Below are 23,751 nucleotides of genomic sequence, written 5' to 3'. Positions count from 1 at the left end.
AAACCCATGATCATCTCGCAATATACGATCCCCGGAATGCACATGCGCGACCACGTGCTGGCCGTCCCGCTCGATTGGGCAAACCCGTCTGGCCCCACCATAGAGATATTCGCCCGCGAGGTAGTCGATCCCGCGCGCAAGGACGAAGACCTGCCGTTGTTGTGCTTCCTGCAGGGCGGGCCGGGCGGCAAGTCTCCCCGGCCAACACGTGGCGGACCAGCTTGGCTGCAGGCCGCGCTGAAGACCCACCGCGTGATATTGCCGGACCAGCGCGGCACCGGCCGCTCGACGCCGGTCGATGCAGCAACCATGGCCGGCTTTGCGAACGCCGAGGCGGGGGCGGACTATCTGGCCTGCTTCCGGGCGGATTCGATCGTCGCCGACCTGGAGCATCTGCGCAAAACAGCCTTCGCGGGTGTGCGCTGGCAGACGCTGGGCCAGAGCTATGGCGGCTTCCTGACGCTGACCTATCTGAGCCGCTCGCCGGAGGGTCTGTCGGCTTGCTACGTCGCGGGCGGCATTCCAAGTCTGGCTCCTTTGGCGGACGAAGTCTATCGCCGCACCTATCCGCGCGTGCGGGCAAAGAATGCCGGCTACTACAAGCGCTATCCGGACGATGTCGCACGGGTCGGCGCCCTGGCCGATTTCATCGCCTCGAACGACGTGCGCCTACCTGACGGCGACCGCCTGACGGTCCGACGCCTGCAGTCCGTCGGCCTCGATCTCGGCATGGCGCCCGGCTTCGAGAATATCCACTGGCTGATCGACGAGGCGTTCGCCGGATCGGGCCAAGACCGCCTGTCGGATCATTTCCTGTCGAGCGTCATGGCCCTCACCTCGTACCACAGCAATCCGCTATTCGCGGCCATTCACGAAGCCATCTATGGCGAAGGCGAGGGGGCGACCGCATGGTCTGCCGAGCGGCTGCGTGGGCAGTTCCCCGAATTCGCATCCGATGCGCGACCGCTGCTGTTCACGGGCGAGATGATCTATCCGTGGATGTTCGACGAAATCTCGTCGCTGCGACCCTTCAAGGCCGCTGCCGAAGCCCTCGCCCAACGCCCGAGCTATAGCCGCCTCTACCAGGCCGATCGTCTCGCTGCGAACGAAATCCCGGTCGCGGCGGCGATCTATCATGACGACATGTATGTGGATGCCGAACTGTCGCTTCAGACGGCGCGCGCTATCGGCAATCTCGATTTCTGGATCACCAACGAATTCGAGCATGACGGCATCCGCCAGTCGGGCGCCGTCTTCGAGCGTCTTGCCGCCATGGTGATGGAGAAGGGCGGCACGCTGGCCGCCGACCGCTAGACACCGGGGGCATGAATTGACGAGAAATGATTGCGCCGGCAATCTCGCGCGGCTGCGCAGTTGGCTGGATGAACAAGGGCTGGACGGGCTAATCGTTCCGCGCACGGATGCGCATCAGAGCGAAGTTACAGCCCCGCATGACAATTGCCTGGAATATATCAGCGGCTTTACCGGCTCGGCCGGCATGGCTCTGGTCCTGCGCGAGAGGGCGCTGATCTTCGTGGACGGTCGATATCAGGTGCAGGTCCGGCAGGAGGTCGATCTCGCACAGTTCGCCGTGCATCATCTTCACGACGACCCGCTGGATCTCTGGCTGAGGGGCAATGCAGGGTCGGGCTGGCGCATCGGCATCGATGCCATGCGGGTGGCGGGCGGTATCTACGACGCGCTTGCGCTAGGTTGTGCGGCTGGCGGCGGTGAACTCATTGCCATCACCGACGACCCGTTCGATGCCGTCTGGACCGATCGCCCCGAAAAGCCAGTCGGCAGGATCCGTGCCATGCCGGTTTCCGTAGCCGGCGAAACCTCGGCGAGCAAGCGGGCTCGTATCTCCGAGAAATTGCGCACCGCAGGCGCGGATATGCTGGTGGAAACGCTGCCGGACAATATTGCCTGGCTGCTCAATGTGCGCGGCTCGGATGTGGCAATGAACCCGGTCCCGCACTCCTTCCTGATGCTCGACCCCGATGGGCGGGTTGAATGGTTCGTGGACCGGCGCAAGCTGGGCAACGATCTCGCCGACTTCGAGCTTGCCGATGTCGAGCTGGCTGAGCCGGAGCATTTTCTGGACCGTGTGGCTCAGGCTTCGACGAGCCGCACTGTCCAGATCGATCCCGACTTCACCCCCTTTGCAGTGCGCAACGGTATCGACGTGTCGGGCGGCAGGCTCGCAGCACGAACCAGCCCAATCACGCTTGCCAAAGCGGCTAAGAATGCCGCCGAGCTGGCCGGATATCGTGCCTGCCATGTCGAGGACGGAATCGCGCTGACCAATTTCCTCGCGTGGCTTGACAGCGAGTGGCGTGTGCGGCGTGCGCGAAACCTGCCCCTGACGGAACTGGAGGCAGAGGAGATGCTCATTGCTTTCCGCACCGAGCGGCCGGGCTTTCTGGAGCCTAGTTTCCGCGCGATTTCGGCGACCGGCGCCAATGCCGCCATGTGCCATTACAATGCGCGACCCGAGACCAATACGGCGATCGGCGCGGAAAGCCCCTATCTCATCGATTCCGGCGGGCAATACGCGAACGGTACGACGGACGCGACGCGCACAGTGATGTTTGGGACCGCCAATGCCGAAATGCGCGACGCCTATACCGCCGTGCTCAAGGGCTTTTTGTCCTTGTCGATGGCTCGCTTCCCTACCGGCACGCAAGGGCACCAGCTTGATGCCTTCGCACGACGCGCCCTGTGGGACATCGGGCTCGACTACGACCACGGTACGGGGCACAGCGTTGGCCACAATCTGCTGATCCACGAATACCCGCATCGCTTCGGCAAGAAGCCGAACCTCCACGGACTTGAGCCGGGCAACGTCATGACCATCGAGCCTGGCTACTATGAGGCCGGAGGATACGGCATCCGCATCGAGAACCAGGTGGAAGTGGTGGCACACGGGCCCGGCTTCTGCCGCTTTTCCAGCCTGACGCTGGCGCCGATCGATCTCGAAATGGCGAGGCTCGAAGAACTGAGCCCGGACGAGATCACGTTCCTCGACGCCTACCATGCCGAGGTTTGCGCGGTTCTCATGGACCACGTCCAGCCAGAGACGCGCCCATACCTGCTAGCCCATACGCGTCCGGTTGCCGAGCGCGTTGTGTGATCGATGCGGGCAAAATCGGCGAAGCCCCTGATGCGGGGCTAGCCGGGCCGGGTGATTTCACGTCTTGCGCAATTGCCTGATGTACCACGCCATGATCAGCGAGAGGCTGACGAACACGGCTGAGCAGGCCTTGATCGGAAAACGCACCGCAGCGGCGTCGCTGAACGACATTGCAGGCGTAACCAGAACCGGGATCGCGATATAGGCGAGAATCAAGACTGTGAAGGCGAAAGCCAAGATGCGCACGGTTGCGTCCATACGCGTCCGCGCCACCGGTGCGGCAGTGGCAGGCATCGGCCATCGATGGCAAAGGCCCTCTGACCCGGCTACAGCGCCGCCCCGACTTTCAATCCTTCGTAAACCGCCTCCTCTGCGGTCCGCGGGGCCAAGCTGTCCCCGATGATGTGAACCTCCGGCACCTGGTCCATCAGAATGGCGCTCAGTTCGTCCACCGGCTCGTGACCGAGGCAGAGCACCAGCGTATCGACGTTCTCGAAGAGGATCGGCTGTTCGCTGACCGAGTGCTGCATGTAGACCGTGCCGCCGTCGCAGCCATAAAGGCGCGCATAAGGCGTGATGCCGATCCCACTCTTGTGCAGTTCCGCGGCGATGTTGTCGCGGACGTAAAGCGGGAGCAGTTCGCCGGGGTGCGTTCCGTTCACCGCGAGTTCGACGCTGCAGCCGTCGTTGACGAGCATCTCGGCAATGCCGGGTCCGATCCAGTCGCAACGCCAGTCGGCAACGACCACGCGACTGCCGGTCTTCACCTGCTTTCTCAGTAGCTGCCAGGCATCGACGATCTGGACGCTGCGGTCGTCGGTTATTTCCGGAAGATACGGCTTGGCGCCGGTCGCGAGAACCACGGCATCCGGTTTCTCGGCCTCGACGAGCGCCTGGTCGACGCGCACGCCCTTCACCACGCGGACCTGCGCCAGTTCGAGTTCGCGCGACAGATTCGTGATGATCCCGCCAAATTCGGCGCGGCGCGGCAGTTGCTGCGCCAGCTGCGCCTGGCCGCCGAGCTGAGTGGACGCTTCGTAGAGCGTGACCTGATGGCCTCTGGCTGCGGCGATAGCGGCAGCCTTCATGCCGGCCGGCCCGCCGCCGACCACCATCACATTCTTGGGCCGCGCGGCAAGTGTCAGCGTGCCGAACTTCAGCTCGCGGCCCGTCTCCGGATGCTGGATGCAGGAGATCGGGACGCCACGATGGAAATGCCCGATGCAGGCCTGATTACAGGCGATGCAAGCGCGGATGTCGTCAGTCCGCCCCTCCTCTGCCTTGGCAGGCATCTCAGGATCGCATATCAGAGCCCGCGTCATGCCGCAGACATCGGCTGCCCCCTCCGCCAACACAGTCTCGGCTTCATGCGGCTGATTGATGCGTCCGGCGACGAAGACCGGAACATTTAGCGCGCTGCGGAACAGGGCTGCATCGCTCGACAGATAGGCGTTGCGATAGGCCATGGGCGGCACGATGTGCACCGCGCCGCCGTTCGATGCCGACGTTCCGGCCGTGATGTTCACATAGTCGAGGAGCGGCTCGAGCTGACGGCAGCTCTCCAGCGCCTCATCCAGGGTCAAGCCATGTTCGTCGCGCTCACTGCCGCTGATGCGCATGCCGATCACGAAATCTTCCGACGTCGCCGCCCGCATCGCCGCCAGCGCTTCGACCGCAAAACGCAGCCGGTTTTCCAGCGAGCCGCCATAGTCGTCGGTCCGGCGATTGACGCGCGGATTGAAGAACTGGGCCGGCAGATAGCCGTGGCTTGCCACGAACTCCACGCCATCCAGTCCAGCCTGGTGCATACGCCGCGCCGCCTCGCCATAGCCGGCGACGATCTCGTCGATCATCCGCTTGTCGAGCTGGCGCGGCATGACGCGAAAGCGCTCGTTCGGGGACACGGAAGGCGCATAGGCTACCGTCAGCAAACCGTCGCCGCCTTCCATGATCTCCCGGCCCGGGTGGAAGAGCTGCGAGAACACCACGCAGCCATGTGCATGGCAGGTGTCGGCCAGTTTGCGATAGCCTTCTATGCAATCGTCATCCGTGGCCATCAGCATGTGCGAGGTGTAGCGCGCCGTCTCGTGGACACCCGCCACCTGGCTGACGATGAGGCCGACGCCACCGCGCGCCCGCGCCTCGTGATAGGCGATCAGCGTCTCGTTGACCAAGCCATCGGTCGGCAGCGTCGTATCATGTCCGGTGGACATGATACGGTTCTTCAGCCGTACGCCACGGATCTGCAGTGGCTGGAACAGGTTTGGGAACGCGGTGGTCGTCATGGATGTCAGCAAGCGCCTGTTGGTCTGCGGTTCAAAAGCCTTCAGGCCTTGATCTCACGCGTCCGCCAGTCGACGGGATCGAGCGCGTAGAAGACAGTCGCGCCTTCGCCCTCATAGGCTAGTGCGGTTCCTTTCGGCACCCACAGCACATCACCTGGCACGGTATCGAAAACCTGCTCGCCGACACGCAGCTGGAACTTGCCTTCGAGCGTGACGATCAGCTCGTCATAGAGCACGGTCCAGGCGATGGAGCAGTCGTCGAAGCGCGCAATGCCGGCACCCATGGTCTTGCTGAGCTCGGGGCCGACCAGGCGCGAGATGGTTGCCCGCTTCGGGTCGTCACCATAGGTCTCGAAAGCGCGATCGGATTTTTTGAAATGCACAACGCTGGTCATCTGGCTTCCTCCCTACCCAAAATCAGCAAAGCGAGTCCTCAATATTTTCTCTCTGGTAAAAATGCGAGCTATTTTTTTTACCCACCACAAAATTCGTTGCTAATTTTGAATTTCTGGGAGAGTCTTGGCCAGGCGCCGTGACAGGGTGGTTTTTCCCGCCTCGTATCTTGCGAAGCGATCCTCGATCAGCAACAAGAACGGGCGGCACCGCGAAGACCGGCCCTCAAGCCCGGAGCGATATTGAAAGTGACCATGTCCGCTGAGGACCAACTGGGATCGGAACTGGAAACCGACGCCGCTGGCGAGGATCTGGTTCTCGGCGGGCGGATTCGCGGCCTGCGCAAACGACGGAAGCTGACGCTTGCCCAACTGGCGGAGGCCTGCAACCTCTCCATCGGCTATATAAGCCAGATCGAGCGCAACCTCGCCTATCCCTCCATTCCGGCCTTGGTAAACATCGCGAAGAGCCTTGGCGTGACTGTGCAATGGTTCTTCGCCGGGGCATCGCCCGTGCCGCAGGATGAGCACGGCTATGTCGTGCGACGCGGCAACCGCCTGAAAATCCAGTATGACCATGGCATCATCGACGAACTTGTGACCCCGAAGATGAGCCTGCAGTTGGAGATGATCTACACCCGTCTGCCGCCAGGTACGGAGAGCGCCGAAAGCTATACGCATGACGGCGACGGCGTCGGATTCGTCGTATCGGGCGAGCTCGAAATGTGGGTCGGCGACCGCCATTTCCATCTCTACGAAGGCGACAGTTGCTCCTATTCCTCAGGCGAGCCGCATCGTTATCGCAATCCCGGCTCGCGGGAGGCGATCATAATGTGGGCCATCAGCCCGCCAAGCTTCTGAACATCCGCAAGGCTCGCCGTCACTCAGACTTCACAGCATCATTTCCTGACCGTCGTTCGCCGAGCGCAGTTCCCTAACCAGGTCGATCAGCGCCCGCAGTTTCGCCGGCACATGGCGCCTGCCGGAAAAGTAGAGGCACAAACCGTCATATGGCGGCGTCCAATCGTCCAATACCTGCACCAAGCGCCCGGCCACCACATCCTCGCGGACCGCATAGTCCGACAGGTATGCCAGTCCGACCCCGCAAAGTGCGGCCTCCAGTATCAGGCCGCTCTCGTCCAAGGTGAGCGGCCCGGGCACGTCGATCTCCATGCTTTCTCCGTGACGCAAGAACTCCCAGCGGTAAATCCGGCCGCTCGCCATGCGCGCGCGGATACACTGATGCTCCATAAGATCAGCGGGACGCAACGGCACCGCCCTGCCCCGCAAATAGTCCGGCGAGCCTACAACGATCATGCGTGCCTGGCGCACGATCGGAACCGCGATCATGTCCGGCGGCACCGCCTCGGCCAGCCGAAAGCCGGCGTCGAAACCCTGCGCGACGATGTCCACCAGCGCGTTGTCGGTCACCACCTCCATCGCCATCTGCGGATACCGTCGCAGATATTCCAGAAGCAGCGGCCGTAGCACCATCCGCGCTGCACCCGGTGACGTGTTGAGCCGTAGCGTACCCGTCGGCCGCGCCTGCGAATCCGTCGCCCGCTCGACCGCGCTGTCGATGGCAGCCAGCGCGGGCATGATCTCGGCCACGAAGGCCTCGCCCGCCGCCGTCAGGGCCACCGATCGCGTCGTCCGATTAAACAGACGCACGTCCAGCCGCGCCTCCAGCGCCGACACTGCATGGCTGAGCGCTGAGGACGAAACGCCCAGTTCGCGAGCCGCGGCACGAAAGCCACCGAGCCGCGCTATGGTCGTCACCGCCTCAAGTTCGGACAGGCTGGCCTTCATTGCGCAATTTTCCTTATCAACCTGTTGGAAATTGATGATCTTATCCTAGCGATCGTCGGGGTGCATATCCCCCACCGTCACAACAGGAGATCGAACGATGAAAATCATTGAGCAGATCTACGTCGATGGTGCCTTCGTCACCCCTCACGGCGCCGAGCGTTTCGACCTTTTCAATCCCGCCACCGAGGAAAAGATCGGCGAGGTCCGCCTCGGCGATGCCGAGGATGCACGCGCGGCAATCGCGGCCGCAAAGCGCGCTTTCCCCGCGATGCGCCGCACCACGCCCGCCGAGCGCATCGCCATGCTGCATGCCTTGCGCGACGCCGTCGTCGCCAAAGCCGATGCCCTAAATTCCGCCATGGCCACCGAGTACGGCGCGCCGCAATCATTCCTCGCCTTTTCAGTGCCCCATGCTTCGCTGGTGTTCGATCTGGCGGCCAAAACGGTGGCGAATTATGCCTTCACCCGCCGCATCGGCAATGCCGAAGTGGTCATGGAGCCGGTCGGTGTCGCCGCCGCCATCACGCCCTGGAACAGCAATATCGGCTTCATCTGCACCAAGCTTGCCACCGCCATAGCGGCCGGCACGACCATTGTGATCAAGCCGTCCGAAATGAGCGCCATCCAGACCCAGACGCTGCTCGAGGCCTTGCACGAGGCAGGCTTGCCGCGCGGTGTTCTCAACGTTGTCAACGGCTATGGCCACGTCGTCGGCGCGGAGCTGAGCCGGAACCCGGATATCGCCAAGATCACCTTCACCGGTTCCACCGCGACCGGACGGACGATCATGCGTACCGCTGCCGAAACCTTCAAGCGCGTAACGCTGGAGCTGGGCGGCAAGGGGCCACAGATTCTTCTCGACGATGCCGACCTCGACCGAGCCATCTCACATGTCCTCGCCTCAGCCTTCCGCAACAGCGGGCAGGCATGCATCGCCGGGACACGGCTTCTGGTGTCCGAACGCAGGCACGCGGAAGTCACTTCGCGTCTCGTCGAAGCGGTCGCCAATCTCAAGACAGGCCCATCCAGCGACCCAACCTCGGACATTGGCCCGATGGTCAGCGCCAGACAATGGGAGCGCGTGCAGTCCTATATCAGCCTGGGACAGGAAGAAGGCGCGACTCTTCTGGTAGGCGGCGAAGGCCGCCCCGAAGGCCTGAACCGCGGCTGGTTTGTTCGCCCCACCGTATTCACGGGCGTCACCAACGACATGCGGATCGCGCGCGAAGAAATCTTTGGCCCGGTCCTCAGCATCCTCTCCTATCGCGACGAAGACGAAGCCATCGCCATTGCCAACGACACCGACTATGGCTTGCAGTCCTACGTCCTCGGCACCGACGCCGACCACATGCGCCGTGTTGCCCGGCAGCTTGAGACCGGACGCGTGATCATCAACGAAGCCCCTGCGGACCCACAGTCTCCCTTCGGAGGCTTCAAGCATTCCGGCATCGGCCGCGAATTCGGCCCCTTCGGCCTCGAAGCCTTCCTCGAACCGAAGGCAATCGTCAGCTGACGGAATTCTCGGGCGCCTCGGGTAGCCGGGCGCCTGAGACGCCGGCACCGCACTTCGATTGCGGGCGATGAAGGCATCGCGGGGGGCAGATCGCTACCGCCTAGCCGGGCGCAAATATCTCTCCAGCCAGCGGCTGTAGCGCGAGCCGCCGAAGCAAAGGACAAAATAGATCACGGCCGCCACCAGATAGGTCTCGTCGTAAAAGCCAAGCCACTTCGGATCTGTCGCGGAAGCACGTGCGGCGTTGAGCAGGTCGAAGATCCCGATGACCGCCAGCAGAGACGTGGCAAGCAGAAAACCGATGGCAAGATTGACCATGCCGGGAATGACCTGTCTTAGCGCCTGCGGCAGGATGACGAGTTGCATGGTGCGCCAATAGCCAAGGCCCAGCGCGGCAGCCGCTTCCTCCTGCCCGGGGGGAATGGCCTGCAGGCCGGCGCGCACGACCTCCGCGACATAGGCGGACCAGAAGAGGGTGATCATGATGATTGCCCGCATCGTCTTGTCGATATGCTGGCCGCCGGGCACGGCCATGGGGAGAAGCAGCATCGCGACATAGAGGATCGCGACCATCGGGATGCCGCGCATCAGTTCGATGAAGAGGACGGCGAGCGTACGCAAGCCGCCCATGCGGGAGCGCCGCGCAAGCGCGATCAGGACCGCGAGCGGGACGGCAAGGCCGAAGCAGAATGTCCAGACCAGCAGCGTGATCGGCAGACCACCCCACTGATTGGACGAGACGGCCGGCAACAAGCCGGCGCCCGACATCAGCAGCCAGCAAAGACCGATCACGATAGGCCAGGCGACCAGCGTTGCGCGCCGCCAGAAGCGCGGCAACGCGGTTCCCGTGAGCAGCGAGACGAGCAGCACCATCACCAGTAGTGGCCGCCATTGCAGCTCCGGCGGATAAAAAGCAAAGACGATGAAGCGAAGCTTCGCGCCGACGAATGTCCAGCATGCGCCAGAGTTGGCTGTGCAATCCTGCGCCGTGCCGCTCCAGGTTGCGTCGATGACCAGCCAGCGTGCCAGCGGCGGCAACAGCCAAGCGAGAAACGCAAGCGTGAGGATTGTCAGAACCGTGTTGAGCGGCGTGCCGAACAGCCCGTTCCACAACGGCTTCAACCGGAGGGAAATGCGCCACGAAGGGAGGGAAGCAGACTCGGCCACGCTCATCGGACATGCACTCCCTTCAGCGCCACGCGCCGGTTGTAAACATTCATCAGGAACGAGACCGACAGGTTGAGCGCGAGATAAACGCCGATCAGGATGGCCAGCGCCTCAAATGACTGGCCGGTCGTATTGGCGGTGGTGTTGATGATGCTGACGAGGTCCGGATAGCCGATCGCGACCGCGAGACTCGAATCCTTGGTGAGATCGAGATAGCTGGACGTCGTCAGCGGCGTGATGACGCGCAACGCCTGCGGAAGCACGACCAGGCGCATGATCTGGCCGTTGTGCAGCCCCAGTACTCGCGCGGCTTCCCACTGGCCGCGATCGACCGACTGGATGCCGGCGCGCACGATCTCGGCGATCGCTGCAGAGAATTTCACCGTCAGGCCAGCCAGCAGTGCCGCAAACTCGGGTGTGAGATTGTGACCGCCTCGAATGTTGAAGCCGGAAAGGACCGGCAGCTCCAAGCCGATCGAGGCGCCGGTGGCCGGCAGTGCAAACCCGGTAGCGATCAGTAGCACCAGCGTCGCAAGTAATCCCCGCCGCATGCCGAGCCTGCTGCGGCGGCACGCGGCGAAGAGGAATAAGCCGTAGGAGACCGCGATCAAGCCGAGCAGCCAGAATGTCTGCGGCGTAAAATTCTCGGCCATGATGGCCGGGACATAGACGCCGCGATTGCTGAGAAACAGCGCATCGAGGGCCGACAGCGCCTGTCGTGGCGGCGGCAGAGCTTTAGCCAGCGCGATCCAGAAGAACAGCTGCAGTAGCAGCGGCGTGTTGCGAACGATCTCTACATACCAGCGCACAAGCGTCGCCAGCAGGACATTTCCTGAGAGGCCGGCAATCCCGAGCGCCACTCCGAGAATGGTGGCAAGCACGCAGCCGAACGCAGCCACCTTCACGGTGTTGAGGAGGCCGGCCAGGATCGCGCGCACGTAAGGATCGCCCGCCTTGAACGCGATGACCGACTCGCCGATTTCGAAATTGGCGCTGTGGCTCAGGAAGCCAAAGCCGGGCGTAATGCCCAACCGCTGCATGGTGGCCGATGCATTGGCGCCGAGCAGGTAGACGAGCGCGATCACGGCAGCAACGACAAGCATTTGCGCAACCGGCCAGGCGCCCCACCAAGCCGCGGTCCTTCGGACGATGCCGGGCCTTGTCAGGCCCGGCTGGTGCTTTGCCTCGACGCTCATGTGCGGCTCAGCGGAACGGCGGCGAATAAAGCAGGCCGCCGTCGGTCCACAGCCTGTTATAGCCACGATCCCATCCGAGCGGCTTCAGGTGCCGGTCGAAAATCTCGCCGTAATTACCGACAGCCTTGATGATGGTGTAGGCCCATTTCGGATCGAGCCCGATGGACTGCGCCAGCGAGGGATCGACACCGAGGAAGCGCTGGATCGCCGGGTCCTCCGACTTGAGGAACTCGTCGACATTCTTGCTGGTGATGCCCCATTCCTCGGCCTGGATCGTGGCGTTGACGGTCCAATTGACGATTTCCAGCCATCGGTCATCGCCGCCCGCGATCGCCGGCGCCAGTGGCTCCTTGGACAGGCGCTCGGGCAGAATGACATAGTCGTCCGGCTTCTTGAGCTGCGTGCGCTTGCCGACGAGGTCGGAGCTGTCCTGGGTGATCGCGTCGACGCGGTTGGTTTCCAGCGCATTGATGAACTCGCCGGTCTCCTCGATCGTGACCGGCGTGAACTTCTTGCCGGCCTTGCGGAAGAAGTCGGCGATGTTCAGCTCACCCGTGGTGCCGCTCTGCACGCCGATGGTGGCGCCGTCGAGTTCGGCCGCACTATTCACGCCCAGATCCTTGCGCACCAGAATGCCCTGCCCGTCATAGAAGACGGTCGGGCCGAAATGGAAGCCGAGCTGGAAGGCGCGGCTGATGGTGACGGTGACGCCAGAGAGCAGGACGTCGAACTCACCGGCCTGAAGCGCGGGCAGGCGCTGCTGCGGCGATGAATTGGTGAACTCCACCTTTTCCGGATCGCCAAAGACGGTGATCGCCAGCGCGCGACCATAGTCGATGAAAAAACCCTGCCAGCGGCCGTTGTCATCGGGCGCGAAGAAGCCCGGCGTGGTGCCGACGCCTACCTTGATGGCGCCGCGCTCCTTGATCTTGTCGAGCGTGGGGCCGGCAAAGCTGGTGGTCGAGAATATGCTGCCTGCCACGACCAGCGAAGCGGCGAGCGCCGTGCTCCAGCCAGCGCCGAGCTGCGGAATGAATGTCATCGATGTTTCTCCTGGTTCCGTTGCGGGCCGTTTCGAAACGATCGCTCAGCGCCCCCTTTCGCCGACCCAACTGGACGGTAGCGCCAGGCCAGAAGAATAATAAGGAAATAAAGTTCAAATTTGTTTGGGGTCCTAAAGTATATTACTATTTATAATTTTGCTTATTCGAAATGCATAAAATCTTCCGCACGCTTAAGTGCGGAAGACTCTGCATACAACTTAGATCACGTAATACGCGGCCGAAGAAAATCCGGTTTCAAGAAGATCCGCATAGTGCCGGCGCGCGACATCGGGATGCGAGCGCAGGCGGCTCTTCAGCACGTTGAAGCCGACATCACGAAACAGCGGGTTTTCGGGATCGCTCGCGGGACCCCTCGCCTCCTCGGCCAGATGCGGTGGAAGCTCAAGCAGCGGGACGGTCGCATCCAGCCGTGCACCGAAGAAGAACGGCACCGACAGGCGTTGCACGCCGGCGGGCGGCGTCACGACACGGTGCACTGTGGCGCGCAAATACCCGTTCGACGCGAGTTCCAGGAGCTCGCCGATATTGACCACCAGCGTGCCGGGAATCGGGTCCACGTCCACCCATTCGCCGTCATATTCCACCTGCAAACCCCTGTGCTCGTCCTGCAGCAACAGGGTCAGGAAACCGCCGTCCTTGTGAGCGCCAACACCCTGTTCGCCGCCGGTCCGATCGCGGCCCGGATAGCGCGCGATCTTCATGCGGTGGTTGGGCTGGCCGGCATAGATGGGATCGAAGGCGTCTTCGGGCTGTTCCAGCGACAGGGCAAAAGCCTTGAGCAGCCGGATCGCAACATTGGTCACCGCCGCCTGCCAGGAAAGCAGCGCCGGCTTGAGGCTGGGCAGCGCAGCCGGCCACTGGTTGGGGCCGTGCAACCGTGTCCAGGCCGGAAGGCCGGGCCGCTGGTCCACTGGCTCGCGCTCGACGCCGATGTCGAGTTGCTCGCGCCTGTCGGCCTTGCCGCGCGTCAACTCGCCACCGGTACGCGTATAGCCGCGAAATTGGGATGAGTTGATCATCTCGATCGCCAGCTTGTCGGGCTCCGGCAGGGCGAAAAACTCGCGCGCGCTGGCCAGCACGCCGCCGATCCGCTCGGCGGAAATGCCGTGCCCAGCAAGATATAAGAAACCGACATCGCGTGCGGCTGACCGCAGATCCGTCAGGAATGCTTTTCGCTCCGCTCCGCCCTTTTCGATAAGGCTGAGATCAAGCACCGGCACCAGTCTGCTCATCACATATCCTCCATTGCTGGCAGCGGCTGGGGAGACCGCGGCTGTGCACCTGGTTTCGCAGTCAGGCGGCCTTAAGCACCTGTCCGCCGGCCGCATCGAGCGCCTGTTTGAGGTCGCGGATGATGTCGTCGGGATGCTCGATGCCGATCGACAGCCGCACATAGCCGGGCGTCACGCCAGTCGCGAGCTGGTCTTCCCGCGAAAGCTGCGAATGGGTTGTAGTAGACGGGTGGATCGCCAGCGAACGCGCGTCGCCGATATTGGCAACGTGGTAGAAGAGCTTCAGCGCATCGATGAAGGAGCGTCCCGCCTCTCGCCCATTCTTCAACTCAAAGCCGACCAGCGCGCCATAGCTGCCTTCGCGGAAATAGGCGTGGGCGCGGCGCTTGTCCTCGCCGGTCTGGTAGCGAGGGAAGATGACGTTCTTCACCTTCGGGTGGTCGCGCAAAAACTCGGCGACCTTGATGGCGTTTTCGCTATGCTGCCGAATACGAAGCGGCAGCGTTTCAAGCCCCTGCAGGAGTTGGAAGGAGTTGAAGGGGCTGATCGCGGCGCCCACGTCGCGCAGCAGCACGGTGCGCACCCGCAGCACATAGGCTACCGGCCCGAGAGGCTTTGCCGCCTCCACCCAGACCTTTCCATGATAGCTCGGATCGGGCTGGTTGAGCGTTGGAAACCTCTCGGGATGTTTCTCCCAGGGGAAGTTGCCGCCGTCGATGATGAGCCCGCCGATCGAGGTGCCGTGGCCGCCGATATATTTCGTGGCCGAATAGACCACCACAGCCGCCCCGTGTTCCAGGGGCTTGATCAGCAGCGGCGCGGCGGTGTTGTCGACGATCAGCGGCACGCCAAGCGAACGGCCGATATCGGCAACCTCCTTGATCGGAAACACCTGCAGCTTCGGGTTCGGCAGCGACTCTCCGTAATAAGCGCGGGTGCGCGCGTCGGTGGCGCGGCGGAAGTTCTCGGGATCCGACGGATCGACGAAGCGCACCTCCACGCCAAAGTGCTTCAGCGAGGCTGCGAACAGCGCCCAGGTGCCACCGTAGAGATCGGTAGAGGAGACAATATTGTCCCCCGCCCCGGCAAGGTTCAGTATTGAATAAGCCGATGCAGCCTGCCCCGAGGACAACGCCAGCGTCGCGGCCCCGCCTTCGATGGCCGTAATCCGCGTTTCAAGCGCCTCCTGCGTCGGGTTCGAGACGCGGGTGTAGATGTGGCCGACCTCGTCGAGCGCGAACAGGCGGTCGGCATGGCCCGTATCCTGGAACTGGTACGAAGTGGTCTGATAGATCGGTACGGCCACCGCACCCGTGGTCGGGTCGGCGCGCCAGTGGCCGCCATGCAAAGCGAGTGTTTCGGCCGAGAGATTTTCGAACGTCATGGCAATTATCCCTTCGATCAGGCTTGGGTTCAGGCGGCGGAGGAGGCTTGCGGTTGGGCAGCCAGCAGATCGGCGTGATGGCGCTGGGCCACATCGGGATGCGAGCGCAGCCGGCTCTTCAGCGCATTCTGGCCGGAAGTGCGGAAAAGCGGGTTCTGTGGGTCACGGGTGACGCCCCCGGCCTGCGCCTTGAGATGCGGCGCCAACTCCAGCAGCGGGATTTCAGCATCGAACGGCGCGCCGAGGAAAAACGCCAGTGAGAGACGGTCCGCGCTGGCGGGTGGCGTGACAACGCGGTGCACGGTGGCCTTGAGGTAGCCATCCGTCGCCATTTCCAGCAATTCGCCGATATTGACGACGAAGGTGCCGGCCTTGGGCTCGGCCTCGATCCAGTGGCCGTCCTCGGTCTCGACCTCCAGCCCCTTCTGCTTTTCTTGCAAAAGCAGGGTCAGGAAGCCGCTGTCCTTGTGCGCACCAACGCCCTGCTCGCTCTCTGTGGCGTCTCGGCCCGGATAACGAATGATCTTGATGAGATGGTTCGGCGTGCCGGCATAGATCGGCTCGAAGACGTTCTCGTCCTGCTCCAGAATACGCGCAAAAGCCTGCAAGAGACGCGTGGCAAGATTGGTGAGCTCGGCCTGCCAACGCAGCAGCACCGGCTTCAGCTCCGGCAGCGCGCTCGGCCATTGATTGGGCCCTTGCAGGCGCGTCCAGGCGGGCAAAGACGGATCGCGCGGCAGCGCAGGCGCCTCGGAGCCGATATCGACTTGTTCGCGCCAGTCGCGCGCGCCTTTGGTTAGCTCCTGTCCGACGCGGTTGTAGCCGCGAAAATGCGGCGAGTTGACCATTTCGATCTCGAGCTTGTCGGCTTCCGGCAAAGCGAAGAAGCGGCGCGAAAGAGACAGCGCCTCGTCTATGAGCAACTGGTGTACGCCATGGCCCGTCAGATAGAAAAAGCCCACTTCCCGCGCCGCATGGGCGAGGTTTTGAAGCAATTCACGATCCGACTCCGGGTCGCGTCCGTAATTGGAAAAGTCCAGAACGGGCAACGCTTCGATGGTCTGGTGGATGCTCATTTGCGGTCTCCGATTTCCACAAAGAGCGTGTCACCTGTGCCGGCGTTTTGACAGAAATTGTAACTTATATTTTGCAGACCATCGTGAAAGCCGATCCGCTAATACCCAGTAAGCTCGTCAAAATAGTCTAATTCGCAAGAAGACCGGAAGGAGCCATTGGCGGGTCAAGGCAGGTAGGAACATCTCACTGGCCACCTCGGCGCAGCCGCAGAGAGACCGTCCGTCTCCTCAATGGGCGGGCACCAGTCGCACGTGGTGGTCGACATCTATCGCGACAAGTTGCGAGGGCGGCGGCAGGCTATAGACATCGTGCTTGCCGAATTCCTTCGGATAAAAGTCGAAGCCGGCCGGTGGTGGTGGTGCGCTCGCCTCGTCCACCAGGCTCGTACCGGCGAGCTCGGCGAACGGGTCGGGGATCGCGCCGATCAGCCGCCGCGTATAGGGATGCGTCGGATTGTCGAAGATGCTGTTCCATGGGCCCGTCTCGACGATCTGTCCGAAATACATCACCGCAACACGGTCACTCATATGCTCGACGACGCTAAGGTCGTGGCTGATCATGATATAGGAGAGCTCCAGCCGCTCCTTCAGCTCCAACAGCAGGTTGATAATCTGCGCGCGGATAGACACATCGAGCGCCGAGACCGGCTCGTCGAGCACCACAACCCTCGGATTGAGCACCAGCGCACGCGCAATGCCGATGCGCTGGCGCTGGCCACCGGAGAACTCGTGCGGAAAGCGCTTGGCCTGGTCGGGCTTCAGGCCCACCAGCCGCATCATCTCTTCCACGCGCCCTTCCACCTCGCCCGCCTCGATGCCGTGCAGCCGCAGCGGCGCGGCCAGCGATGTGAACACCGTCTGGCGCGGATTGAGCGAGGCATAGGGGTCTTGGAAGACGATCTGCGCCATCTGGGCGCGCCCCATGCGTGACGGCTGCACCGTACCCGTGATTGGCTTGCCCTCGAAATAGATCGCGCCGGATGTCGGCGCCTGCAGCCCGACTATGGAGAGCGCCAATGTGGACTTGCCGCAGCCGGACTCGCCCACCACAGACAGGCACTCGCCCTTGTTTAGGCTGAGGCTGACATTGTTTACGGCGCGAAGCAGCCTGCGCGAGCGGCTGAAGACGCCGCCCTGCACGGGAAAATGGACGCTCAGGTCTTCGACCCGCAGCAGCGGCTCCGGGCAATCATTCATGGTGGAAGCACCTCACGAAACCATCATTGCCGAGATCGACCTCCACCGGCTTCTGCTTTACGCATATGGCGGACGCCCGGTCGCAGCGCGGCTCAAAACGGCAGCCCGCGGGAAAATCGGCGATGGACGGCACCACGCCCTCGATTTCCTGCAGGCGCTTGCGGCCATGGCTGCCGCGTGAGCCGAGCCTGGGCAGCGAACTCAGCAACCCCTTTGTGTAGGGATGCGCAGGCGTTCGGAACACATCCGACACCGGCCGCTCCTCGGCCATATGCCCGGCATACATGATACCGACGCGCCGGCACATCTTGGCGATCACCCCAAGATCGTGGCTGATCATCAGCACGGCCGTGCCGCGCGCGTCGCAAAGCTCCTGCATGAGCTTCAGGATCTCGGCCTGCACTGTCACGTCGAGCGCGGTGGTCGGCTCGTCGGCGATCAGCAGGTCGGGGTTGCAGGCGAGCGCGATGGCGATCATCACGCGCTGGCGCATGCCACCTGACATCTGGTGCGGATAGTTCTTCACCCGCTGGTCGGGCGCCGGCACCTGCACACTCGCCAGCGCCTCGACGGCCTTCTTCTCGGCCTCATGCCAGGTCGCGCCCTGATGCAGCACGAACATTTCCGCGATTTGCCGCCCGACCGGCGAGAGCGGATTGAGCGCGGTCATCGGTTCCTGGAAGATCATGGCGATGCGGTTGCCGCGCAGCTTACGCATCTCGCGCGCAGAAAGCTCGAGCAGGTTCTGACCCTTGAAGCGGATCGAACCGCCCGAAGTGATCAGCGGCGGTTTGAGCAGGCCGATCATGGCAAGCGCGGTGATGCTCTTGCCGCAGCCGGATTCGCCGACCAGCCCGAAGGTCTCACCCCTGCCGATCGCGAAGGAAACATTCTCCACCGCATTGTGCGACGTACCGCCGGCGACGATGTCGATGCGGAGGTCCTTGACGTCGAGAAGTGCTTCGCTCATGCCCGGCGCGTCCTCATATGGGGGTCCAGCCAATCGCGCAGGCCGTCGCCGAAGAGATTGAGCCCGAGCACGGTAAGGAAGATGGCAACGCCGGGGAAGATCGCCGCCCACGGCGCGATCACGATGAGCTCGCGCGCATCGGTCAGCATGTTGCCCCAGCTCGGCTGCGGCGGGCGGATGCCGAGGCCGAGATAGGAAAGTGCGGCCTCAGAGAGGATGGCATCGCCCATGCCGAGCGTGGCGATGACCAGCACCGGGCCGATCATATTGGGCAGGATCTGGGTCGCCATGATGCGGGCGTCGCCATAGCCCAGCGTCTTGGCCGCCTGAACATAGCCCTGGCTCTTCAGTGACAGCGTGGAGCTGCGGGCGATCCGGCAGGTCCATGACCAGTTGGTAAGGCCGAGTGCAATGAGCAGGCTGGGCAGGCCCGGACCGAGAACCGCCATGATAGCCAGCGCGAAAATCAGCGAGGGGATGGATAGCATCAGGTTGGTCAGGCCGCTGACGAGATCATCCCACCAGCCGCCGAAATAGCCGGCCGAAATGCCGAAGATCAGGCCTATGATGGTGTTGATGAGCTGCGATCCGATGCCGACCGTGAGCGAAACCTGCGCGCCATAGAGAATGCGGCTGAAGACGTCGCGGCCTTGCGAGTCGGTGCCGAACCAGAATTGCCCGTCAGGCGGCAGCTCCGCATTCATCAGGTCTGCGTCCATGATCGGGTTGTAATGCGCCAGCCAAGGCGCCAGCACCGCAGCGGCGATGATGAGGACGCACAGAACGCCGCCGATGACGAGGTTGAGTCTCAGCCCCATCGCGCTCACCCGTGACTGATGCGCGGATCGATGACCGCGTAGAGGACATCGACCAGCGTGTTGACGAGAAGGAAGCAGAGCACCAGAACGAGGATACTGCCCTGCACCACCGGTATGTCGCGCAGGCTCACGCTGTCGATCAGCAGCGAGCCAAGGCCGGGCCAGGAGAACATCTTCTCCACCACCACCGCCTGCCCCATCATGGAGCCGAACTGTAGGCCGAGCGTAGTGATGACCAGCACAAGGGCATTGCGCATCACATGCCATTTCACCAGCAGGAAGCTGTTCATGCCTTTGGAGCGGGCGGTACGGATGAAGTCGGCGTTCATCACCTCCAGAACGGCCGCCCGCGTGGTACGCGCCAGCAGCGCCAGCGGCGCCACTCCCAATGTCAGCGCCGGCAGGATGATGTTGCGCAAGCCGCCGTCGCCATAGCCGAAGCTTGGAAGCCAACCGAGCGTGAGAGCGAACAGATACATAACAAGCAGGCCAAGCCAGAATTGCGGTAGCGACAGGCCCGAGATCGCCCCCACCATGGTGAGGCTATCGAGGATGCTTCCGGGCTTGAGCGCGGCGATGAAGCCGAGCGGCAAACCGATAACAATGGCCACGCACATGGCGGCAAAGGCGAGCTTGAGCGTTGGCCACAACCGTTCGCCGATCATATCCGCTACCGGCTGCCGGGTGCGGAAGGAGGTGCCGAGGTCGAAATGAGCGAGCTGCCACATATAGTCGCCGAAGCGCACATAGACGGGCCGGTCGAGGCCGAACTCCTGTTTTATCCTTTCGACCAGCTTGGGATCGTTGGCGCCACGGCCGTCAGCGAACATGCTGGAGGCGATGCTGCCGGGCACGACGCTGAAAATAACGAATATCAACAGCGACACCGCGACGATGGTCGGGATCATCTGCAGAAGGCGACGCAGAACAAAGCGTAGCACCGGTACTATTCTCCTCCACCTGCGATGCGGCGGCGGATCCTCCGGCGACCCGAAAAATCCAATGCCCGCCAGATCGGGGTTTCATGGACGCCGAAGGCGCGGCGCCCTTATCGGCCGCGCTTGCAACAGCACGGTCGCGCGAGGTGGCGAAAGCCGGCAAACGATGTTGCCGGCCGCCAGTTCAGCCGCGCTTACCGGGCCGGTGCAGTTTCATCGACCCAGAGCTTCTCATAGGACTGGATCGCCATCTCCATGGAGTTGGGCTGCACGCCATGCAGCCAGGGCTGATAGGCCATGACCGCCTTGTTGTAGTTGAAGAACCAGACCGGCGCTTCTTCCTGCAGCAGGTTGTTGGCCTTGCGCAGCAGTTCGTTCTTCTCGTCGTCGGTCTTAGCCTGCCGGGCCGCCTCGATCAGCTTGTCGTAGTCCGGATTGTTGAACTTCGTGTAGTTGCAGGAAGACTGCGGCGTCTTGGAATAGAAGCAGCGCAGCGCCGTGAGCGAATCCGGGCCGCTTTCAGACGACCACATATAGGCCTGGAAATCACCACCCGGCACGGCTTCGGACAGAACCGAACTTTCCACCGGCTTGGCCTTCACCTTGATGCCGACTTTGTCGAGCATCGGGATGATGGCCTCCACGATGGTCAGGCCCCAGCTCTCATTCTGGGTGGCCGTCAGCTCGAACTCGAAGCCGTTCGGATAGCCGGCCTCGGCCAGCTGCGCCTTGGCCTTTTCCGGGTCGTAGGGATAGGGTTTTGAATCCTTGTCATAGGCCGGCGACGAGACCGGCAGCCAGCCGGAGGCGCGATAGGCCTTGTCCTTGGCGAGCCGCTTAATGATCAGGTCGGAATCGATCGCATAGTTGATCGCCTGGCGCACCCGCTTGTCCTGGAATGGCTTGAAGTCGGGGTTGAAGCCGACATGGCGCGTATAGACTTCCGCCACCTCAATGATGTTCTTCGCCAGTTCCGGATCGGACTTGTAGGCGACATATTGCGCTGGCCCGAGCACCGAAACGTCGACTTCCTTGTTGCGGAAGGCCACGTCTCGCGCCGAGGCGTCGCCCATGATCATGATGTTGATCTTGTCGGCGTAGGGCTTGCCCTTGTCGTAATACTTGTCGTTTTTCACCACCGTGAGACGCGAACCCGGTACATATTCGGAGAATTTGTAGGGCCCGAGGCCAACCGGATGGGTGAAGAAATCCGGCTTGTCCGCCGCGCCGGCCGGATAGATGGCGGTGTAGTTGGTCATCAGCTGGTAGCCCGGATCGATCGGATCGGTCAGGGTGATCGCCAGCGTGAAATCGTCGATCTTCTTGAGGCCAGAAATCTCCTTGGCCTTGCCTTGGTTGTATTCGGTCGCTCCCTTGATGTTGCTGATATACTGCGCCGCCGGATAGGCCTTACCCGGATCCATAATGCGGGTGTAGCTGTAGATGATGTCGTCAGCGGTCATCTGCTTGCCGTCATGGAAATAGGCATCCTGACGCAGCTTGTAGGTGTAGGTCAGCTTGTCGTCCGACACCGAAACGTCGGTCGCCAGTCCCAGCACCGGCTTGTTGTCGTTGGCGTCCCAATCATAGAGCGAGCGATGAATGGCCTTGGTCCAGAACTCGTCCTGAACCTGCGCGGAGGCATGAATGTCCAGCGACGAGAAGCTCGAGCCATAGGGCGCGACGAAATTGATGACGCCGCCCGGATGCGGTTCCTCCGCCGACGCAAAGGATGCGGCACCTGCAAGCAGCGATGCCGCGAGCGTCGAGATGATTGCCAGTTTCTTTAGCATGTTCCCTCCTTCGTTTTCTCCACGCCCCGGCTGATGCCGACGCGATCCTCTCTTCCCATGCGGCGCATCGTGCTCCCTTCGATGCGCAGCAATCCGTGCGGCCCTTTCGGCCCTGTCGCTATTGTCTTTCGAAAACCACCTCGCCGCCGCGCAGCGTCATCACGCACTGCGTATCGTTCAATATCTCTTCCGGCTTGGCCATCAGCATGTTGCGCGAGAACACGGCAATGTCGGCCATCTGCCCGGGCACCAGCCTGCCCTTCACATGCTCCAGCTTCTGCGAGAAGGCGCCGTATTCGGTATAGGCTTGCAAAGCCTCCTCGATGGAAACGCGCTCGCGCGCGTCCATCAATGTGCCTCTCCAGGTTTCGCGCGTCACCATGCTGTAGATGTTGGGGAACGGGTTGGGGTGGCAGACGGGCGAATCGCTGCCCGTGGCCGGCTTGAAGCCGAGGTCCTTCCAGGTCTTGAGTGGATAGCTCGACAGTGCGCGTTCCTCGCCCAGCACCGAGACATAGGCATCACCGAAATCGTAGATGAAAACCTGTTGCGGACAGGGGTAGATGCCCGCCTTCTGCATGCGCCTGTGCTGCTCGTCTGTGGAGAAGCCGCAATGCTCGATGCGATGGCGGCGGTCGGGATCGGGCATCGCGGCCAGCGCCTTCTCATAGGCCGTGATGAGCTGGCCGATCGCCGCGTCGCCGATGGCATGGCAGGCAAGCTGGTAACCCTTGGCATGTGCATCCATGACAAGCTCGTCCAGATGCTCGTCGGTAAGGATCTGCACGCCGGTAGTGCCATCGTCACCGAGATAGGGCTTGCTCATCCAGGCAGTGCGGCCGCCAGCCGAACCGTCGAGGAAGATCTTAACCGCGCCAACGTTGAGCATGTCGTCGCCGACGCCGGACACCAGCCCCGCCTCGTAGCATTGCGGCACGATCGACGTACCGGGATCGCCCAGCAGCACCAGCCATGTGCGCACCGGCAGCCGGTCGTTCAGCTTTGCGAGATTGTAGGCCCTGATCTCGTCGAAGCCGCCGACATGCCCCACCGCCGCATCCATGACGCTCGTGATGCCATAGGATAGGAGCATGCTGCCGGCCGCCTCGATGGCGTCGATCATCTGCTCGGTGGTGGGCTGCGGGATCGCCTTGCGGACCAATCCTTGCGCGTTTTCGGCGACCATGCCGGTCAACACGCCGTTCTTCTGCTCGATCAGCCCGCCTTCCGGCACCGGCGTGCTTTCGTCCACGCCGGCGAGCTCGAAAGCCCGCGCGTTGAAGATCGAGACATGGCCGCAGGTGCGCACCAGCATGACCGGATGGTCGGGCGCGGCCGCGTCCAGTTCCGACTTGTGTGGGTGGCGGCCGACGTCGAGTTTGGTCTGGTCATAGCCGCGCGCGAGGATCCAGGTGCCGGGCGGAACCGAGGCCGCCTGCTCCTTGATCTGCTGCAGCAGGCTGTCCAGCGTCGGCGCCCTCTGCGGCGTGGCGTCGAGCCAGCCAAGCGTGAGGCCGACAGAGATAAGATGCAAATGCGCATCATTTAGGCCAGGCGTGGCGAACCTGCCGTTAAGATCGATCAGGCGGGTGTCCCTGCCCTGAAGTCTAAGGATTTCATCCTTCGGTCCGGCGGCAAGCACCTTGCCTTGCCAGATCGCCAGCGCCTCGACGACGCCCTCCTCGTAGCCGCACCAGATTACGCCATTATGCAGAATCGTATCGGCCTGCAAAAACTGTCCTGCTGACATTCAGCAGTCCCCTCCCTGAACTCACGCTGCGTCA

General features: G+C 62.6%; 20 protein-coding genes. 4 read left to right on the top strand and 16 right to left on the bottom strand.

Annotated features, from left to right (window positions below; genetic code table 11):
* Positions 1–6: 6 nt before the first annotated feature.
* Together C7I85_RS18310 and C7I85_RS18305 are read left to right on the top strand one after the other, a co-directional pair.
* Positions 7–1,314, top strand: coding sequence for an alpha/beta fold hydrolase (locus C7I85_RS18310; protein ID WP_106725450.1), 1,308 nt, complete (start codon positions 7–9; stop codon positions 1,312–1,314).
* 16 nt (positions 1,315–1,330) lie between these two features.
* Positions 1,331–3,133: an aminopeptidase P family protein gene (locus tag C7I85_RS18305; protein WP_181257221.1), complete on the top strand. Its 1,803-nt coding sequence runs from the start codon at positions 1,331–1,333 to the stop codon at positions 3,131–3,133.
* Between the two features lie 57 nt (positions 3,134–3,190).
* Here C7I85_RS18305 and C7I85_RS18300 read toward each other — a convergent pair whose 3' ends face one another.
* From C7I85_RS18300 to C7I85_RS18290, 3 genes are read right to left on the bottom strand one after another with little or no spacing between them, the layout of a single operon-like run.
* Positions 3,191–3,427, bottom strand: a complete 237-nt coding sequence (locus tag C7I85_RS18300) for a hypothetical protein (RefSeq protein WP_146148897.1) — start codon at positions 3,425–3,427, stop codon at positions 3,191–3,193.
* Between the two features lie 32 nt (positions 3,428–3,459).
* Complete coding sequence (locus tag C7I85_RS18295) at positions 3,460–5,418, bottom strand: FAD-dependent oxidoreductase (protein WP_106725448.1); 1,959 nt, start codon at positions 5,416–5,418, stop codon at positions 3,460–3,462.
* A gap of 41 nt (positions 5,419–5,459) precedes the next feature.
* Positions 5,460–5,813, bottom strand: a complete 354-nt coding sequence (locus C7I85_RS18290; protein WP_106725447.1) for a cupin domain-containing protein — start codon at positions 5,811–5,813, stop codon at positions 5,460–5,462.
* A 252-nt stretch (positions 5,814–6,065) separates the two neighbouring features.
* Between C7I85_RS18290 and C7I85_RS18285 the strand changes: the two genes are divergently transcribed.
* Entirely contained in the window at positions 6,066–6,671 is a 606-nt protein-coding gene (locus tag C7I85_RS18285; RefSeq protein WP_106725446.1) for a helix-turn-helix domain-containing protein, read from the top strand.
* A gap of 30 nt (positions 6,672–6,701) precedes the next feature.
* Here C7I85_RS18285 and C7I85_RS18280 read toward each other — a convergent pair whose 3' ends face one another.
* The gene (locus C7I85_RS18280; protein WP_106725445.1) at positions 6,702–7,619 is read right to left on the bottom strand and encodes a LysR family transcriptional regulator; all 918 of its coding nucleotides are present in this window, start codon (positions 7,617–7,619) and stop codon (positions 6,702–6,704) included.
* A gap of 97 nt (positions 7,620–7,716) precedes the next feature.
* Between C7I85_RS18280 and C7I85_RS18275 the strand changes: the two genes are divergently transcribed.
* Positions 7,717–9,132, top strand: a complete 1,416-nt coding sequence (locus C7I85_RS18275; RefSeq protein WP_106725444.1) for an aldehyde dehydrogenase family protein — start codon at positions 7,717–7,719, stop codon at positions 9,130–9,132.
* A 93-nt stretch (positions 9,133–9,225) separates the two neighbouring features.
* On the opposite strand, the gene C7I85_RS18270 is transcribed toward C7I85_RS18275, so the two are convergent.
* The 12 genes from C7I85_RS18270 to C7I85_RS18215 form a co-directional block, all read right to left on the bottom strand.
* Entirely contained in the window at positions 9,226–10,305 is a 1,080-nt protein-coding gene (locus C7I85_RS18270) for an amino acid ABC transporter permease (RefSeq protein WP_106725443.1), read from the bottom strand.
* A complete protein-coding gene (locus C7I85_RS18265; protein ID WP_106725442.1) occupies positions 10,302–11,495 on the bottom strand; it encodes an amino acid ABC transporter permease in 1,194 nt (397 codons plus the stop codon). The genes C7I85_RS18270 and C7I85_RS18265 overlap by 4 nt, the downstream gene beginning before the upstream one ends.
* Positions 11,496–11,502: 7 nt before the next feature.
* A complete protein-coding gene (locus tag C7I85_RS18260) occupies positions 11,503–12,537 on the bottom strand; it encodes an amino acid ABC transporter substrate-binding protein (RefSeq protein WP_106725441.1) in 1,035 nt (344 codons plus the stop codon).
* Between the two features lie 219 nt (positions 12,538–12,756).
* On the bottom strand, positions 12,757–13,791 hold the full coding sequence (locus tag C7I85_RS18255) for an isopenicillin N synthase family dioxygenase (RefSeq protein ID WP_106725440.1): 1,035 nt from the start codon (positions 13,789–13,791) through the stop codon (positions 12,757–12,759).
* 61 nt (positions 13,792–13,852) lie between these two features.
* Positions 13,853–15,175 carry an O-acetylhomoserine aminocarboxypropyltransferase/cysteine synthase family protein gene (locus tag C7I85_RS18250; RefSeq protein WP_106725439.1) on the bottom strand — a complete coding sequence of 441 codons (1,323 nt, stop codon included), beginning with the start codon at positions 15,173–15,175 and terminating at the stop codon, positions 13,853–13,855.
* Positions 15,176–15,204: 29 nt separating this feature from the next.
* Positions 15,205–16,251 (bottom strand): isopenicillin N synthase family dioxygenase, encoded by a 1,047-nt coding sequence (locus tag C7I85_RS18245; RefSeq protein ID WP_106725438.1) that lies wholly within the window; start codon positions 16,249–16,251, stop codon positions 15,205–15,207.
* A gap of 228 nt (positions 16,252–16,479) precedes the next feature.
* Positions 16,480–17,448: an ATP-binding cassette domain-containing protein gene (locus tag C7I85_RS18240; protein ID WP_106725437.1), complete on the bottom strand. Its 969-nt coding sequence runs from the start codon at positions 17,446–17,448 to the stop codon at positions 16,480–16,482.
* The gene (locus C7I85_RS18235; protein WP_106725436.1) at positions 17,441–18,418 is read right to left on the bottom strand and encodes an ABC transporter ATP-binding protein; all 978 of its coding nucleotides are present in this window, start codon (positions 18,416–18,418) and stop codon (positions 17,441–17,443) included. The genes C7I85_RS18240 and C7I85_RS18235 overlap by 8 nt, the downstream gene beginning before the upstream one ends.
* Positions 18,415–19,236 (bottom strand): ABC transporter permease, encoded by an 822-nt coding sequence (locus C7I85_RS18230; RefSeq protein WP_106725435.1) that lies wholly within the window; start codon positions 19,234–19,236, stop codon positions 18,415–18,417. The genes C7I85_RS18235 and C7I85_RS18230 overlap by 4 nt, the downstream gene beginning before the upstream one ends.
* Before the next feature lie 5 nt (positions 19,237–19,241).
* Positions 19,242–20,177 (bottom strand): ABC transporter permease, encoded by a 936-nt coding sequence (locus tag C7I85_RS18225; protein ID WP_106725434.1) that lies wholly within the window; start codon positions 20,175–20,177, stop codon positions 19,242–19,244.
* Positions 20,178–20,368: 191 nt separating this feature from the next.
* A complete protein-coding gene (locus C7I85_RS18220; protein WP_106725433.1) occupies positions 20,369–21,967 on the bottom strand; it encodes an ABC transporter substrate-binding protein in 1,599 nt (532 codons plus the stop codon).
* 118 nt (positions 21,968–22,085) lie between these two features.
* The gene (locus tag C7I85_RS18215; protein ID WP_106725432.1) at positions 22,086–23,717 is read right to left on the bottom strand and encodes an amidohydrolase; all 1,632 of its coding nucleotides are present in this window, start codon (positions 23,715–23,717) and stop codon (positions 22,086–22,088) included.
* Positions 23,718–23,751: the final 34 nt, after the last annotated feature.

This window comes from Pseudaminobacter soli (ex Li et al. 2025) (genome assembly GCF_003012705.1).
GTDB lineage: Bacteria > Pseudomonadota > Alphaproteobacteria > Rhizobiales > Rhizobiaceae > Pseudaminobacter > Pseudaminobacter soli.
Note: the sequence above shows the minus strand (reverse complement) of the source record. Positions and strands in the feature narration are given on the sequence as shown.